10 protein-coding genes are annotated in these 17,185 nt (G+C 50.0%); 8 read left to right on the top strand and 2 right to left on the bottom strand.

Features of this window, described 5'->3' with window-relative positions; genetic code table 11:
- From ACO0LN_RS11500 to ACO0LN_RS11510, 3 genes are all read left to right on the top strand, one after another.
- The coding region (locus ACO0LN_RS11500) for a DUF4214 domain-containing protein (protein ID WP_422973819.1) at positions 1–308 on the top strand (308 nt) is incomplete at its 5' end.
- A gap of 430 nt (positions 309–738) precedes the next feature.
- Positions 739–3,558, top strand: coding sequence for a beta strand repeat-containing protein (locus tag ACO0LN_RS11505; protein ID WP_422973821.1), 2,820 nt, complete (start codon positions 739–741; stop codon positions 3,556–3,558).
- A 97-nt stretch (positions 3,559–3,655) separates the two neighbouring features.
- Positions 3,656–4,798, top strand: a complete 1,143-nt coding sequence (locus ACO0LN_RS11510) for an OmpA family protein (protein ID WP_422973823.1) — start codon at positions 3,656–3,658, stop codon at positions 4,796–4,798.
- A gap of 278 nt (positions 4,799–5,076) precedes the next feature.
- Here ACO0LN_RS11510 and ACO0LN_RS11515 read toward each other — a convergent pair whose 3' ends face one another.
- Positions 5,077–5,469, bottom strand: coding sequence for a hypothetical protein (locus ACO0LN_RS11515; protein WP_422973825.1), 393 nt, complete (start codon positions 5,467–5,469; stop codon positions 5,077–5,079).
- A gap of 244 nt (positions 5,470–5,713) precedes the next feature.
- A complete protein-coding gene (glnE, locus tag ACO0LN_RS11520) occupies positions 5,714–8,449 on the bottom strand; it encodes a bifunctional [glutamate--ammonia ligase]-adenylyl-L-tyrosine phosphorylase/[glutamate--ammonia-ligase] adenylyltransferase (RefSeq protein ID WP_422973827.1) in 2,736 nt (911 codons plus the stop codon).
- Positions 8,450–8,813: 364 nt separating this feature from the next.
- On the opposite strand from glnE, the gene ACO0LN_RS11525 reads away from it, so the two are divergent.
- The 5 genes from ACO0LN_RS11525 (at position 8,814) to bcsD (ending at position 17,155) form a co-directional block, all read left to right on the top strand.
- Complete coding sequence (locus tag ACO0LN_RS11525; protein WP_422973829.1) at positions 8,814–12,992, top strand: YhdP family protein; 4,179 nt, start codon at positions 8,814–8,816, stop codon at positions 12,990–12,992.
- A gap of 60 nt (positions 12,993–13,052) precedes the next feature.
- A complete protein-coding gene (locus ACO0LN_RS11530; protein ID WP_422973831.1) occupies positions 13,053–13,847 on the top strand; it encodes a carbon-nitrogen hydrolase family protein in 795 nt (264 codons plus the stop codon).
- Positions 13,848–14,052: 205 nt separating this feature from the next.
- Positions 14,053–15,513, top strand: a complete 1,461-nt coding sequence (gene tldD, locus ACO0LN_RS11535) for a metalloprotease TldD (RefSeq protein WP_422973833.1) — start codon at positions 14,053–14,055, stop codon at positions 15,511–15,513.
- Between the two features lie 43 nt (positions 15,514–15,556).
- On the top strand, positions 15,557–16,324 hold the full coding sequence (gene bcsQ / locus ACO0LN_RS11540; RefSeq protein WP_422973835.1) for a cellulose biosynthesis protein BcsQ: 768 nt from the start codon (positions 15,557–15,559) through the stop codon (positions 16,322–16,324).
- Between the two features lie 339 nt (positions 16,325–16,663).
- A complete protein-coding gene (gene bcsD / locus ACO0LN_RS11545) occupies positions 16,664–17,155 on the top strand; it encodes a cellulose biosynthesis protein BcsD (RefSeq protein ID WP_422973837.1) in 492 nt (163 codons plus the stop codon).
- The last annotated feature ends 30 nt before the right edge of the window (positions 17,156–17,185 follow it).

Consider the following 17,185-nt stretch of genomic DNA (forward strand, 5'->3'; position numbering starts at 1 on the left):
TTGTGGACCGGGTCTATCAGAACGTGCTGCACCGTAGTTCAGATGCCGCAGGCAAGGCCTATTGGCTGGGGCAACTGGGTAATGGCCTCTCCAGGGGCGATATGCTGGCGGGCTTTACCGAATCGACGGAGTTCAAGGCGAATTCGCAATCCAAAGTATCGCTGACGCTGGATTACATCGGTTTGCTGGGGCATGCGCCGGATCAGGCAACGTTTGATGCGCTGCTGGCGCAGTCGGGGACGGATGTAGTCACGCTGATCGGGCAGTTTATTAATTCGCCTGAGTATCTGGCGAGGTTTATGGCTTGAGCCTGAACTCGTCAACATGCAAAGCCGCCTGGGAAAATTCCCCGGCGGCTTTTTTTATTTGATGCGCGTAAGAAAGTAAGTACCTCTCATCATCAGAGCATCATTCCAAAATCGAAAATGCTCATCACTGTTGTTTAAAAATGCAATTAAAAATTCAATAGCTTATGAGTGCGCTATCGCACAGATAGTGTACGTGAAAAGAGAGATAAGGGATGCTTGATACCTTACTCAAGCAGAAATTGCCTGGTCAATCTGTCAAAGCTGGACGGATAAAGACTGCCTCCCTCATGTGAAATTAATGAAACCAATGAATCCTATCCTGGTTATTCATTTCACCTCAAGGTCGCTTTCTGAAATATGAAAGAAGCACCGTATTGCGGCCACACCGAAATTACTCGGCACCGGTTTCACCTGATAAAAAAAGGCAAAAATGAACATCCTACAGCGTTACCTGAGGCCGCTTGCGTGCGTCTCTGCCATGCTCATCACATCATTCGTTGCTGGTTGCGGCGGTGGTGACCAAGGCCGTGATCCGATTTTGGGATTGCCATCAACTACTCTTTCTGCTCTCACGGTCAGCCCTGCAACTGCCACCGTAGCAAGTGGTGGCATGCAACAATTTGTCGCCACGGCAACCTTTGCCGATGGCGTTTCCCGTGATGTCACGACGGCTTCCGTGTGGAGTTCTGGCAGCCCTGCGATAGCCAGTGTGGTTAGTGACACTGGCGTAGCCAAAGGCCTGGTCAGTGGATCCTCCATTATTTCTGCCAGCTTCGGTGGCAAACTTGCCTCTGCTAGCTTGACAGTCTCGCCGGCGTCTCTGCAGTCGATCAGCCTGCTGCCCGCAAATCCATCTTTAGCGGTTGGTGGCAAGCAGCAATTCTCAGCGATGGGAACTTACTCTGATGGCACCACCAGTGACATTACAGCGATCTCCAGCTTTACGTCAGCCACGCCTGCATCGGCCACGATCAGCAGCACTGGATTGGCGACAGGTGTCGCAGTCGGTTCATCTGTCATTACGGCAGTTTCAGGTGCACGGTCAGCTACGACCTTGCTGACAGTGACGCCAGCAAGCTTGCTCTCCATTGTTTTGACGCCAGCTAATCCGACTATGCAAATAGGCACGACGCAACAGCTGACTTCTACTGCGAAATATTCAGATGGTAGTAGTGTGAATGTGACGGCGACGACCAGTTTCAGTTCTGCCACACCTGCAAATGCAACAGTTTCTACTGTCGCAACAAGTAATGGTCTGGTGACTGCAATCGCTACTGGCTCCTCTGTCATTACAGCGACGTTTAATGGCATGAGCACGACAACCACCATCAACGTCAGCTCTGCCGTGTTGCTTACTATTACCGTGATACCACCTAATGCGAATGTTGCGGTTGGTAGTACCCAGCAATTTGTTGCAAGTGGCGGTTATTCTGATGGGACTACAGCAAACATCAGCAATGGCGTGACCTGGGCGACTAGTTCACCCCTGGTTGCAACTGTCTTGCCAAATGGTCTTGCTACTGCTGTGGCTACCGGCCCTGCACTGATCACAGCAACGTTGGGTGGTAAAACAGGTTCTGCCTCATTGACTGTCGTACCAGCTGTTACCTTGAACTCAATTGCAATCACTCCCGCCACAGCAAATCTGGCGATAGGTTCTACCCAGGCGTTCGTAGCGATTGGTACGTATTCCGATAGTAGCAATGTCAATGTGACGAATTTGGTTACCTGGAGTTCAGGTAGCAGTTCGGTTGCAAGTATATTGTCTAGTGGTATTGCAACTGGCGTGACAACAGGTACATCAGTCATCACAGCGAGTTTGAATGCGAAGTCTGCGACAGCGACACTTACTGTCGTATCCAGCCCGGCTCTGACTTCGATTTTCATTGCCGCACCGCCAGCGAGTTTGCTTGTGGGCGGAACGCAGAATCTGGTCGCAACAGGTAATTACTCGGATGGCAGTACCGCCAATATTACCAACAGCATCACATGGAGTTCTGGTGCAAGTACGATTGCTACGGTGAATACAAGTGGGCTGGTCTCTGCAGTCTCTCCTGGTACTACACCTGTTGTGGCGATATCTGGCACTAAATCTACTTCAGTGACGATTAATGTATTGCCTGTCGCAACTTTAAATTCCATCGCCGTGACCCCAGCCTCGCCAAGCATAGCCGTCAATGGTGCGCAAAGTCTGATCGCTACCGGTAGCTTTGCAGATGGCAGTAACCTCAATATCAGCAATTCTGTCACCTGGGCTTCTGCTAACGCGGCAGTTGCTTCGGTGTCGGCGACGGGTGTTGTCAATGGCTTGTCTGGTGGTACCGCCGCCGTTACTGCCAGTTTTGCTGGCAAGCTGGGTAGTGCCAGTTTGACGGTAACACCTGCAGTCACGCTGACGGGTATTACGCTTGCGCCAGTTAATGGCTCAGTACCTGTTGGATCATTGCAGCAATATACGGCGACCGGCACTTACTCAAACGGCACAAGCAATAACATCAGCAGCACAGTAAGCTGGAATTCAAGTGTAGGTAGTGTCGCCAGTATCTCATCCATTGGACAAGCTACGGCACTTGCAGCAGGTGTGACAAATATCACGGCGACGCAAGGTGCGCAAACAGCAAGTACGAGTTTCACCGTGACAGCCGCACCAGTGGCAAGTATTAACCTTGGTAGTGCAGCCAGCTTTGCCGTCTTGGCTGGTGTATCAATCACCAACAACTCTGGTGGCATTACCCTGGTGAGTGGTGATGTAGGTGCACCATCGCAGATAGTTGATCCAGTGCAGGCAGCAGGTTTTAGCAATTACAAATCTGGTGCCATATTGAACACGGCATTGGCCGACCTGCAAGTTGCCATTGCTGATGCGAATAGCCGCACCTGCACTGTTAATTCTGCCAGTGGTGTTGATCTGGGCGGGCAGACATTTACACCTGGTGTGTATTGCTATGCCGGTGCCATCACTATTACCGGAACTTTCACGATGAATGGTCCTGGCCTGTATCTGTTCCGTAGCAGTTCTACTTTAAATACGAATGCGAACTCCATCGTTGCCTTAAATGGTGGTGCGTTAGCGGCCAGTGTCTTCTGGGTACCTGTATCAGCAACAACTCTTGGCGCAAACAGCGTGTTCAAGGGAACTATCATGGGGCAGTCTGCAGCCATCACGATGGGGGATACTGCGACCCTGCAAAACGGCCGGGTATTATCGGGCAGCGCTGTGACGCTTAAAAATAATGTGATTGTACGTTAAACACACATGGATATCTGAAAGAGTTCCCGATGAACTCTTTCAATAAATCATCCAATAAGTCATTCAATAAATTCGGCAAATTCATCAGGAGAAAATTATGGCGCTGTCAAAAAAATTAGTCACACTTAACGTGTTCGCTTGTGCACTTCTTGCCAGTCAACTGGCGCAAGCTGATGAACCGTGGACCAACCAGGACTGGGCAGACAATGCGTGGTACTTGGGTGTGGGGGCTGGACGTGCAAACACCAGCATTGACAAAGACAGAATAGTACGTAGCCTCATGGACAATGGTGCAAGTTCTGTGACATTCGGATCAAATGAGCGTGATACTGCCTTCAAGCTGTTCATGGGCAAGCAAATGAATCGATACTTTGCCATAGAAGCAGGCTACTTTGATCTTGGCAAGTTTGGATTCAATGCCACTACTACACCGCCAGGAGCCATCAACGGTGAAGTGGGATTTCGCGGATTTAATCTGGATCTGGTGGGGCAGTTACCGTTGACTGAGCGCTTCTCTTTGCTTGGGCGTGTGGGTGCAAATTACACCAGAGCTGACGCGCACTTCAGTGGCAATCGCCTTTTCGCGATAACAGATCCCAATCCCACCGAGAAAAAGCTGAACCCAAAAGTTGGTATCGGACTGGAATATAAATTTACGCAAGCATTGGCAATGCGTGGTGAGGCAGAAAGATATCGCATCAATGATGCGGTACATAATCGTGGCGATGTGGATTTTTATTCTGTCAGCCTCGTCTATAAGTTTGGTAAGCCAGCTTATGCAAGGCCAGCAGCTTACACAGCACCACCAGTACCTGTGATGCAACAAGATCCTATACCCGTTACTGTTGCGCAAAATCCACCACCGCCACCAAGACCGCAACCGGTGTCTGAAAAAATCACTTTCAGTGCAGAAGCCTTGTTTGACTTTGATAAATCCGTCGTCAAACCACTAGGCAAGCAGGCACTAGATGATTTGTTGAATAAGCTGCAGGGCATGAATACCGAAGTGATGATTACCGTTGGTCACACTGATTCTGTAGGCAGTGATGCATATAATCAGAAATTATCCATCCGTCGTGCTGAAGCAGTAAAAGCCTATCTGGTTAGCAAGGGAATTGATGCAACACGCGTCTATACCGAAGGTAAGGGTGAAACCCAGCCAATCGCTGATAACAAGACTAGTGATGGGCGTTCCAAAAACCGTCGCGTGACTGTGGAAGTGGTTGGTTCACGCAGATGAGGCATTTGTAGTGTGATTGCCTCTTTCTTCTGATTTTTTATGAAATGTATTTTATGTGTCGTCCAGAGAAAAACTGGACGACATTTTTTTGCAGGAGCAATTCAGCATTTCTCGGAAACTTCAATAAAGGATGACAGTAAAAACGAATAGGTCCGCCGTAAAAATATTAAAACCGCATGATCTTCTCAGGCGGTTCGAATACTTGAAAATTTTCAGATGCTGTTTGTTGAAGAGCTATTTTCACTCACCTGCACAAAATATTTGATAGGAATTTGGGGTTAACGGTTAAATAAACCAGTCTTTTGAGTGACGTCGGATTCACTCATTGAAAATCTTTTGAGTATGTTATTTTGATCAAATAACACAACGAGTTCTTTTTTCTTGCCGCTGGCAGATGCGCCAAATAAGTTGACGATAGGAACATAGCTAATTGCATCTGCAGAGACATTGGTAAATTCGTAGTTCCATATTTCTAATCCACCATCTGTAAAAGTTGTTTTGAGCGGTGAGCCAAATAGTGCACGCACTTCATCTCTTGTCGTTTTTCCTTCAACTAATTTTTGTTTGGCCGAGCTCTCAGATTCTTTGCGAAGACTTTCATTCCCAACGCTGGCACATCCTGCAAGGAAGAGGGCGGAAAGAAGTACAGATGCCATTGCTATTTTTTTCATGTAGATAGTCCAATTGATCGTTATTAATTGCAATCTGAGTTTGATTTGCAGATAAAAATGAAGGGCGAAGGATTATCATATCGGAAAATATGCAACTAAATGTAATAATATTTGCGTATGCTAATTGAAATTCGAGTTGATCGTTGTGAAAGAGATGCCACAGTCAGACTGCATAAGAAAAATGTGAGTCTGTTGCGAGGTGTTTGAGCAACGTGGCTGACTGGATATACATGAAGCAAATCACTCATGGAATTTCAAACAGGTCTGACCATAATGCCTTAGTCGCATTTGCTCCAATTTCTGACAATATGGGCGGCACCCTGGCTCTGTCTTCACCTTGCAGCCGTATGCCATGCTGCAATTTACGGAATAAGCGATAAGCATCTGATATTTTATTAGCCAGTTGCAAGTCAATCAGGCCTAACTCGCCGCAACGTTTTAATAAGGCGATATTGCCTTTGTTGGCGGTTAATTCAGGATACTGGTTTGCATATTTCAATACCAGAAATTGTACGATGAATTCTATATCTATCATGCCACCCGCATCCTGCTTGAGGTCAAACAGGTCGCTGCGATTCACGTTGGCATCATGCATTTTTTTGCGCATGCTGATGACTTCAGTTCGCAATTTCTCTATATCTCTTTGCTGGCGCAAGACTTGTTCACGTATTTGCTCAAACTGCGCACCTATGCTGGCATCGCCTGCGCAAAAGCGGGCGCGTGTCAGTGCCTGATGTTCCCATAGCCAGGCAGATTTTTCCTGATAACGGGCAAAGGAAGAAACTGAGGACACCAACAGGCCACTGGCTCCATCTGGACGCAAGGCAATATCAATATCAAACAAAATACCTGCTGGCGTATGACAGGTCATCCAGGTGATGAAGCGTTGTGCCAGCTTGGCATAGTTCGCAGGTGCCTCCTGGTCTTCATCTTCATACAAAAAGATCACGTCAAGATCAGAAGCGTAGCCCAGCTCTTTACCACCTTGTTTGCCATAGGCGATGACCGCAAAGCTGGGCTCGGCTTTATGCCTGGTAGCGATAGTTTGCCAGGCAGATTGCAAGACGGCTTCGACGATAATGTCGGCCAGTTGTGACAGTTCATCTGCCAGATGTTCTACGCTGAGTTGGCCTTCCAGATCTTGCGCCAGCAAGCGAAATTGCATGGCATGATGCATTTCACGCAGGGTTTCCATTTGCCTTTCAGTGTCGCCAGCATGCTGCGCCAGATGCTGTTGTAAATCCACGCGGAATGCTGGCCAGTCCGGGCGCTGATGCAATGATGACTCATCCAGCAATTCATCCAGCAGCAGAGGGTGGCGCGTCAGGAACTTGGCTGCCCAGTCAGACGCTGCCATCATGCGTATCACTCTTGCCAAAGCATGTGGGTATTCAGTTAACAGTGCGAGGTAAGCCGCGCGGCGGGCGATGGCTTCCATGAAGTCGAGCAGGCGGTTCCATGCCAGTGATTGGTTGCTGCTTTGCCTGGCGATAATGTTGAGAGCATTATTGACCAGTGCCACCAGTTTCATGCGGCTGGCTTCAGACAGGGATTGCACCTTCGGTGATTGCCAGGTGGCGTGCAGGCGCTGGCTGAATGCTGCAGCATCCTGTGCTGAAAATTCCAGACCTGCCAAATGGGCAGCGATCAGTTCATCACTGTCAGGGCTGGACAGGCTCACTGCCAGCATGCCCTGTTCATTTTCGCTATTGTTCTCGGCCTTGTCGCGGAAGATGGCATCAAACTGATCGGCGATGAATTCACGGTGAGGGCGCAACTGATCCAGCAATTCTGCCACGCTGGTACAGCCCATCATCTGCGCTATCCTTAACTGGTCCTCATCCCTGGCCGGGAAGGTATGGGTCTGGGCATCATCCAGATATTGCAGTCTATGTTCGAGATTGCGCAAAAAGGTGTAGGAGCACAGCAGTTTTTCTATGATGGGTGCATCCATGATGCCTTTTTCTGCAAGTGTCTGCAAAGTCAGGCGGGTGGAGCGATCACGCAGACTGGCATCGCGGCCACCGCGTATCAGTTGGAAAACCTGTGCCAGAAATTCTACTTCCCTTATTCCACCACGTCCGAGCTTGACGTTATTGCTGCGCTCTGGATGTTTGGTTTCCTGGCGCACGACTTCAGCCCGGATCTGGGCATGCATGGAACGCAAGGAGTCAATCGCGCCATAATCAAGATAACGACGATAGACGAAAGGGCGGATGATTTTTTCCAGCGCAGCGATGTCTTCGGCATTGCCCGTCATTGCCCTGGCCTTGACCCAGGCATAACGCTCCCATTCTCGCCCCTGTATCAGGAAATACTCTTCTATCATATTGAAACTGGCGACCAGCGGTCCAGATGCGCCATTCGGGCGCAGGGCCATATCGACACGGAAGCTATAACCGTCTTCTGTCACTTCAGAAATGGCAGCAATAAGTTTTTTACCCAGGCGGCTGAAATACTCATGGTTGGACAGGCTGCGCTGGCTGGAGTCTGAGGTTTGTGTTTCGCCGTCTTCGGCATAGCAAAAAATCAAATCTATATCTGAAGAGACGTTGAGTTCATAGCCACCCAGTTTGCCCATACCCAGCACGATCATCGCTTGTTGGGTGCTACTTTCTTCCCCTATGGGAATACCATGCATGGCTTGCATTTCGGCATTCAGGGCTTGCAGATGCTGTTGTACGACAAAATCTGCAAACAGGCTGATCGTCGTAATAACTTCATTGAGATCGGCTTGACCACACAAGTCGCGTTTGATCAGGGTGCAGACCACCAGTTTGCGCAGACGGCGCATGGCTTTGTTAAGAGATGCACCTTCGTATATTTCTTTTTGTAAAAACTGCGCAAAATGGGCCGGGCTCAAGGATAATTCAGAAACTTGCTGTAACTGCTCATTTCGGCTGGTATCTGCTTCCATGCAATGAATGAAAAAGCGGGAGGCCTGGAGAATTTCGGCGTTCATGCTGGTGCTTGCGGTCATAATAGGGTTGTAATAAAGCTGAAATGGACAGATATGGTCAGTGTTGTGATTGATTTTAAGCGATAAGAGTCGGCCAGGGTGGTATTGGCTGCCAGGACTATGCAAGCAGCAGTAATTAATTTTATACTCCTTGGGAGTATAAAATTGATGTCAAGTGCCAGAGTGGGTTAAGCTTGATTGTTGTGGGAGTTATTTAATTGATAATGATTGCTGTCTATTTACTGACAGCATGCTAAAAATTCCGGGCTTGTTTTGCTAATATTTCCCGGCATGTGAGGATTTGCGCAAGAACAATGAAGCTTGCTGATTTGCAAGCGCATGGCTTTTGCGCAAGTCTTACTTACAAATAAATTGAACATTAGCAATGACACAAGTAGATCAAGAGAACATTGCTAACACCGCCGTCAAGGACGACAAGCCAGGTCATTTTGGGCGGCTCTGTCGTTTTACCTGGCGAACTTGCGATAAAAGCCTGCGCTTCACGCTCAGGCTGATATTGGTATTGTATTTTCTGTTTTGCATACTGGTGCTGGTATTGCGTTATGTCGTATTGCCCAATGTAGACAGGTACAAGCCTGATATAGAGCAGGCTATTTCAAACTCTCTGGGACGGCAATTGCAGATTGCCAGTCTGCGCGCTTCCTGGCAGGGCCTCAATCCACAACTGACGCTGGAAAATGTGGTGCTGCATGACAAGCAGGGTGGCACCGCGCTGGTTTTGCCTGAAGTGTCGGCAACCATGTCCTGGTGGACGCTGGCAGTTGCCGATTTGCGTTTTGAACGTATCGTCATCAATCAGCCTTCTCTCGATATACAGAGGGACGCGGATGGCAAAATCTATGTGGGCGGTTTTCATATCGATCCTGCCGCTGAGAGCAAGGGGCAGGGCCTGGATTGGGTGCTGGCCCAGCATGAAGTATTGATACGCAAGGGGTCTGTGCGCTGGACAGATAAAATGCGCAATGCGGCAGAGCTGAAATTGCCGGATGTGAATTTTCTCTTGCAAAACCAGTGGCGGCATCACAGGTTTGCCCTCAAGGCATCGCCTGATGTCAGTCTTTCTGCGCCTTTGGATATACGAGGCGATTTCCAGCACCCGGTTTTTGCCAAAAAGATTTCAGACTTTTCTTTATGGACCGGCGATTTGTATGCCGACCTGCGCCGTACTGACTTGGCTGCGTTAAAAGCCTATATAGACTACCCGGCAGATGTCAAGAAAGCGTATGGTTCGGTGCGTGCCTGGCTGCATCTGGACAAGGGCAGGCTGGCAGACCTGACTGCAGACCTCAGCCTGGCGGATGTGCTGGGCAAGTTCCGCGCTGACCTGCCTGAGCTGGACATGGCCCTGGTCAGTGGCCGCCTCGTCGCCAGCGAAACCCTGACTTCTACGCATAAGTTCCTGGCGGCCCTGATGGGTAAGGCTGGACATAGTGTTTCTCTCGTTAATTTTTCCATGCGTACGCGCGAGGGCCTGCAATTACCTGCCACCACCATCAAGGAAACATTTACCCCAGGTGACAAGGGCCAGCCCGAAAAGGTGGAGTTGTACGCCAAGACCCTGGATTTACAGACACTGGCCAATTTTGCCGAGCATCTGCCTTTGCCAAACGACCAAAGGCAGATGATGCTGGACTTTGCACCCAAAGGGCAACTCCGTGACTTCACTGCCAAATGGCAGGGTACTTATCCTGATGTGTCGTCTTATAGTGTGAAAGGGCAGTTCATCGACTTGTCGATGACGGCGCAGCCAGCGCAACTGGCCAGAGCCAAAACCGCCACGTCCCCGGCAAAAGCGGCTGTGCCTGCGATACCAGGATTTGAAAATCTGTCGGGCAGCCTGGAGGCCAATGACAAGGGTGGCAGTTTCGTTCTGGATTCCAAAAACCTGTCCTTGCGCCTGTCCAGTTATTTTGTTGATCCTCTCATGCCGTTTTCAAGCCTGAATATGCATGCGCAGTGGCAGTTTGTCGAGCAGGACAAGCTGATTTTCCAGATTCATAAAATGGAAGCGCAACAAGATGGCATGCGCGCCATTTTGTCCGGCAAGCACATCATGTCCATGCGTCACGGTGCTGATGCCCAGCCGGGCGAGGTAGATTTGACCGGTAGTATTACGGGCTTTGACCTGAAGCAGCTTGACCGTTACATTCCCGCCGCGGCAGAAGAGCATTTGCGACACTGGCTGCTGAATTCTATACTCGAAGGCAAGGCCAATGATGTCAGCGTGCGCATACGGGGTGATCTCGCCCATTTCCCATTCCATAATACGGACGGCAAGAAAAACCACAAGAATGAATTCCTGATCAAGGGTAGCCTTGCTGGCGCCAAGCTCGATTTTTCTGCTGGTGCACTGAATGAAGAAGGCAAGCCCCTGTGGCCAGTCATTGATGACATCAAGGGTGGTTTTGTGTTTGATAAAGCCAGGATGGAGATTACTGGCGACACCGCCAAAACCCTGGGTGTTGATCTGAAAAAGGTCAAGGCGATTATTCCTGATTTGTCGCAGCATGGTGCCATCCTGAGTATTGACGGTGCGGTCAGTGGCAGTCTGCAAAATATGCTGGCGTATGTGGGGACGAGCCCGGTTAGTGGCTGGCTGGGGCATTTTCTGAAGGAGGCCAAAACCTCGGCACCTGCTGCCTTGCAACTCAAATTGCAATTGCCCTTACAGCATTTGATAGAGTCAAAAGTCCTTGGCATTTTGCAGTTTGCGAATAACGACGTGGTATTACAGCCTGGCATTCCCCAGGTAACAGGCTTGAATGGCAAGCTGGAGTTCAATGAAACAGGAGTCAACCTCGGGACACTGAGAGGCATGGCGCTTGGTGGCCCGGTACAGATTACTGGTGGCTCGCAAAAAGATAACAGTGTTAAAGTCAGGCTTGATGGTACCGTCACTGCCGATGGCATACGCAAGATCATCCCTGTCGGCATGGTCGATAAAATGGCGGACCGTGTCAGCGGCGCCAGCCGTTACACGGCCAGCATCCATGTCAAAAAAAGGCAGCCGGAAATCATCGTCGATTCAACGATGGCGGGCATGTCACTGAATTTTCCTGCACCCTTGAAAAAGGCCAGCGCAGAGCTCATGCCTTTGCATTTTGAGCTGTTGCCACAGGCAGGCCAGGATGCACAAACCTTGCGTGATGAAATCCGCGTCAGTCTTGGCAACTCCATCAACACCAGATATTCGCGGCAAAAACAGGGTAGTGGACCTTGGCAGGTAGTACGTGGCGGCATAGGCGTCAATGCGCCCGCACCAGAGCCTGATAGCGGTTTGAATGCCAATATAGAATTCAAGTCCCTGAACATAGACGAGTGGCGACGCCTGATGTCGCCAGTGTCTGCGAGCCAGAAAGCCAATGCCGCCGGTGCAGAAAGGGATAGTGCTGAAGTTGATTTGTCGCCTTACCTGGAACCGAGCACGGTTGCTGTCAGGACGCCGCAATTGAATATCATGGGTAAGCAGCTCGAAAATGTCATCGTTGGTGTTTCCCGTCAAAATAAAACCTGGCAAGCCAATATACATTCAAATCAGGTTGCCGGTTACCTGACATGGAATGAGGGTACAGGTGGGCAAGCGCTGAGCAGTATCAAGGCACGCCTGAGTAATCTCATCATTCCCCAGTCGGCAGCTGCCGATGTCAGTGAGTTGCTGGAAGGAAAAAATACCACGACTCAAATTCCTGGTCTGGACATCGTTGCTGAAAACTTTGAGTTGTTCAATAAAAAACTCGGGCATCTGGAACTGCAGGCAGTCAATCAACTCGTCAGTCAGGGCAATGGGCGTGAGTGGCAGATCAATAGGCTGCTGTTGAGAAATCCTGATGCAGACTTTTATGCCACCGGTAAATGGGCAAGTCAGGGTGGAGATGGGAGTACCCAACTCAATTATGTGCTGGATATTGCAAATTCAGGCAAGCTGTTGGAACGTCTGGGTTTTGCCGATGTCTTGCGTGGTGGTAAAGGAAAACTTGAAGGCGATGTGCAATGGAACGGCCTGCCTTTTGCGATGGACATACCCAGCATGAGCGGACAGGTCAAGATGGTGCTTGCTAGTGGGCAATTCTTGAAGGTAGATCCAGGGGCCGCGAAACTGCTGGGCGTGTTGAGCCTGCAATCCTTGCCGCGCCGCCTGACATTGGATTTTCGTGATGTGTTTTCTGATGGTTTTGCCTTTGATTCCATCGCAGGTATTGCGCATATACAGCAAGGTGTGGCAAAAACCGATAATCTGAAGATGCTGGGTGTCAATGCGACTGTGTTGCTGGAAGGAAATGCTGATCTGGTCAGGGAAGCTCAGGACCTGCATGTGACCGTCATTCCTGTGGTGAATGTGGGTACGGCATCGGTTGTTTATGGCCTTGCCGTGAATCCGGTCATCGGCCTTGGCACCTTTCTTGCTCAATTATTTTTGAAAGAACCTTTGAGCAGGGCATTTACGTTTGAGTACAAGGTCAGTGGTTCATGGAAAGAACCAACAGTGACCAAAGTGGAAAGCCGTGACAATCCGTCGGCGATCAAGGCCGCAAGCAAGCCTTGAGTATGGCGGGAATGGAGCCATGTGCTCTGTGACGGTAACATACTGATAAAAGAGGGTGATATGAAGATAGCAGCAATACAAATGATATCCACGCCCGTGCTGGCAGAGAATATGGCAACTGCCAGACGCCTGTTGCAGGAAGCGGCAGCCTCAGGCGCAAAATTATTATTACTGCCTGAATACTGGCCCCTGATGGGCTTGCAGGAAACCGATAAGGTAGATATCGCCGAGCCAGTAGGGCAGGGTCCCATGCAGGCCTTGATGGCCGAAATGGCGGGTACTCTGGGTGTCTGGCTCATCGGTGGCACGATCCCTCTGCAGGCCGCTGAACCTGGCAAGGTCTTGAATACGACCCTGGTCTATGATCCTCAAGGCCAGCAGATTGCGCGCTACGACAAAATTCATTTATTTGGATTCAGCAAGGGTGAAGAGTCGTATGAAGAGGCGCGCACTATCGTCGCTGGTAGTCAGGTCAGCAGTTTTGATGCAGGTTTTGGCAAGGTGGCGCTGTCTATATGCTATGACTTGCGTTTCCCTGAATTATTCCGTGCGCTGGGGACCAGTTCCCTGATCGTTGTGCCTGCCGCATTTACTTATACGACCGGCCAAGCGCACTGGGAAATACTTTTACGTGCCCGCGCCATAGAAAATCAGTGTTATGTGCTGGCTTGTGGCCAGGGTGGCAAGCATGTTAACGGCCGTCGTACCTGGGGGCATAGCATGCTGATCGACCCTTGGGGCAAGGTCTTGAATGTATTGGAAGAGGGCGAGGGTATAGTCAGTGGCGACGTTGATGAAAGCCTGATTGCCAGCATACGCGAAAGTTTGCCGGCATTGCGCCATCGCAAGTTATGAGGCCTGCGGAAGTCTGGATTGAGTCTGGACTGAGTCTGGACTTAGATAAGCTGACAATCAGCGAAGTGAGCAGACCAGAGAAACCCGCAGATGCTCTACAATGTCAGTGTGTGCGCCAGCGCTTTGCATGTATGTTGCCAGTATTTTTGCAAATATTTTGCAAGTAATGTGCGCTAATTTAATTGCAGTGTAAATAACTTATTCTATGACTCCATTTGATCCCGCCATGAGCCACCTCGCTATCGCACGCGATATTTTGCTGACCCCATTTGGCCTTGATGAAGCCAAACTCAGCAAGGTGCTGGGCAGCATGTTCACGCATAAAGTCGATTATGCCGATTTGTATTTCCAGTTCACCCGCAACGAGGGCTGGAGCCTGGAAGAGGGCATAGTCAAGACTGGCAGTTTTTCTATTGACCAGGGTGTGGGTGTACGTGCCATTTCTGGCGATAAAACCGCATTTTCTTACTCTGATGAAATATCTGAGCAAGCCCTGTCCGATGCTGCCAGGGCAACCCGTACTATCGCCCGTCAGGGTACTGGCAAAATCCAGGTGGCATCCAGCCTCAAAGGTCTGGATAACCGCTCTCTGTATTTGCGTGATGACCCCCTGCATTCCATGGACGCCAATCAAAAAGTCCAGTTGCTTGAAAAAATCGAGAAAATCGCCAGAGCCAAAGACCCGCGCATAGTGCAGGTCATGGCCAGCATGGCCGGTGAATATGATGTGGTGCTGGTGGCACGCAGTGATGGTGTGATTGCTGGCGACATCCGCCCTCTTGTGCGTGTTTCACTGACGGTCATTGCTGAACAAAATGGTCGCCGTGAAGTGGGTACCAGCGGCGGTGGTGGCCGTCATGATTATTCGTATTTCACTGATGCATTGCTGGAGCAATATGCAGACGAAGCTGTCAAATCAGCACTGGTGAATCTGGAAGCACGCCCGGCCCCGGCTGGCCCGATGACCGTGATACTTGGCCCTGGCTGGCCTGGCGTACTGTTGCATGAAGCGATAGGTCATGGTCTGGAGGGTGACTTCAACCGCAAGGGTTCCAGCACTTTCTCTGGTCGCATAGGTGAGCGTGTCGCAGCCAAAGGCGTGACGGTGGTGGATGATGGCACCATGCTGAATCGCCGTGGCTCCCTGAATATGGACGATGAGGGCAATCCTACCCAGTGCACGACACTGATAGAAGATGGCATCCTCAAAGGCTATATGCAAGACACCATGAATGCGCGTCTCATGAAAATGCCGGTGACTGGTAATGCCCGCCGTGAATCCTTTGCCCATTTGCCTATGCCGCGTATGACCAACACTTATATGCTGGCTGGTGACAAAGATCCCGAAGAAATTCTCGCATCTGTTAAAAATGGTCTCTACGCTGTCAACTTTGGCGGTGGTCAGGTCGATATAACGAACGGTAAGTTCGTATTTTCGGCCAGCGAGGCATATATGATAGAAAACGGTAAAGTCACCTATCCAGTCAAGGGCGCTACCCTGATAGGCAATGGCCCGGAGGTCCTGAATCATGTCAGCATGATAGGCAATGACCTGCGCCTGGACTCAGGTATTGGTGTCTGTGGCAAGGAAGGGCAGAGTCTCCCAGTCGGCGTTGGTCAGCCAAGCCTGCGTATAGAAGGCCTGACTGTAGGGGGCACTGCCTGATGGCTTGTGGCTCTCCATGTATTGACATACCGGGCTTGCACACATGATAGTCATTGCCATTGTCTCTGCGAAAGGTGGGGTCGGCAAGACCACGATCACCGCGAATCTGGGTGTAGGCATGGCGCAGCGTGGGTTTCCTGTCACTATTGTTGATCTTGATCCGCAAAATGCCATGCAATGGCATCTTGGCGGCCTTGAGGCAGGCGAGACCAATGGTGTCAGCCTGTTGACGGCGGCACGCGCCAAGTTGATGGATGCTTGCTACACGAGTCAATTCGGATTGAATTTTGTCCCCTTTGGCAATGGTGGCGAAAAGCAGCGCATGCGTTTTGAAGATGTGCTCGAGCAGCAAGAGCCCTGGCTGCGCAAGAAGTTGCAGGCTGCAAAACTGCCTGCCAATGCCATCGTCTTGCTGGATACACCGCCTGGGCCTTCGGTCTACCTAAAGCAGGCGATCCATGCAGCAGACTTTTTATTGGTTGTGGTTCTCGCCGATGCGGCTTCATATTCAACCCTGCCCGAGATGGAAGAATTGATTTCCACCTATGGACATAGAAATCAGGCAGATATTGGTTCCGCTTATATAGTTAATCAGGGTTCAAAGCGGCAACTGGCGCAAGATGTGCTTGCCTTGATTGCCGACAGGCTGGGTGAGCGCATGGTGCCCTACATCGTTCAGGAAAGTCCGCAAGTCGAGGAAGCGCTCGCCTATGAGCGCCCGGTGCTCGAGTACAAGCCGGATAATCCCGCGTCTTTAAGCATACAAAAAATTATAGACTGGTTGCTGGCCGGTTTAATGGGTGGGCGCTGACGTTTCAATTGCGCGACCATGCTGAAATTTTCCCGCGCCTGTTAACACCCTCTGACCGTTTTTTGTGAGCACGCTTGTCTGCATTGGTAATGTGTGACGCATAGTGCAAACGCCAATAAATTGTGCTGTTTTAGCTCAGTAATTGTGAAAATGGTTTGCAAAATAATTAAATTTTTATAAATGCTTGGTCTTATTATTAATTGTTGACAATTCACCATTCATATAGGCTGGACTAGCAATAATGGCGAGTGGTAAAGTCGCAACGAATCAACACTCTCTATGATTTGCGTGTCACGATAGTAGCCATAGAGAAAAAGTTAACGCAAAGGTGTAATCAGCATGTCCACAAAAACTATTCGTTATTACGAAGAGCAGCAGTGCTCAGTTCAATGGAGATCTTTCCTTGGAGCATTTTCTGCTGAGTTCGCTTCCAAAGGGGAGCCTGGCGACCTGCGCGCTTTCATGCATCAACTGGGTCGCACCATGGCTGCGGGTTTTCATGTGGATGACGGCAGCAGCCTGCAAGCGCTGGAAGCATGCATGAACAAGGTTTGGTCAGAAATGAACTGGGGCTGGGTTGATCTGGTTGAAGAAACCGATGCGCTGGTCGTTGCCCACCACGCCTCGCCACTGAAAGTGGCGTTCGGAGAACAGGCACTGGAATGGTCACCAGCTTTGCTGGAAGGTGTTTATGCGCAATGGTTTGATGGCCTGGGTATGGACAAGTCCTTGCGTCTGACACAGCGGGCTGGCGTATTCGAAGATGGACAATTATTTGTATTTGATTTGAAGAAGCAGTCAGAAGAACCGTCTTATTTCACACGTCGTTAATTGAATCGTGACGCTGCAAGTAACCGGAGC

It is taken from the genome of Undibacterium sp. TC9W (assembly GCF_049339865.1).
Classification (GTDB): Bacteria; Pseudomonadota; Gammaproteobacteria; order Burkholderiales; family Burkholderiaceae_D; genus Undibacterium.

What these genes read in the sequence shown, in the direction of transcription:
- ACO0LN_RS11505 (WP_422973821.1), top strand. Translation starts at nt 739, where the DNA reads ATGAACATCCTACAGCGTTACCTGAGGCCGCTTGCGTGCGTCTCTGCC.
- ACO0LN_RS11510 (WP_422973823.1), top strand. Translation starts at nt 3,656, where the DNA reads ATGGCGCTGTCAAAAAAATTAGTCACACTTAACGTGTTCGCTTGTGCA.
- ACO0LN_RS11515 (WP_422973825.1), bottom strand. Translation starts at nt 5,469, where the DNA reads ATGAAAAAAATAGCAATGGCATCTGTACTTCTTTCCGCCCTCTTCCTT.
- glnE (WP_422973827.1), bottom strand. Translation starts at nt 8,449, where the DNA reads ATGACCGCAAGCACCAGCATGAACGCCGAAATTCTCCAGGCCTCCCGC.
- ACO0LN_RS11525 (WP_422973829.1), top strand. Translation starts at nt 8,814, where the DNA reads ATGACACAAGTAGATCAAGAGAACATTGCTAACACCGCCGTCAAGGAC.
- ACO0LN_RS11530 (WP_422973831.1), top strand. Translation starts at nt 13,053, where the DNA reads ATGAAGATAGCAGCAATACAAATGATATCCACGCCCGTGCTGGCAGAG.
- tldD (WP_422973833.1), top strand. Translation starts at nt 14,053, where the DNA reads ATGACTCCATTTGATCCCGCCATGAGCCACCTCGCTATCGCACGCGAT.
- bcsQ (WP_422973835.1), top strand. Translation starts at nt 15,557, where the DNA reads ATGATAGTCATTGCCATTGTCTCTGCGAAAGGTGGGGTCGGCAAGACC.
- bcsD (WP_422973837.1), top strand. Translation starts at nt 16,664, where the DNA reads ATGTCCACAAAAACTATTCGTTATTACGAAGAGCAGCAGTGCTCAGTT.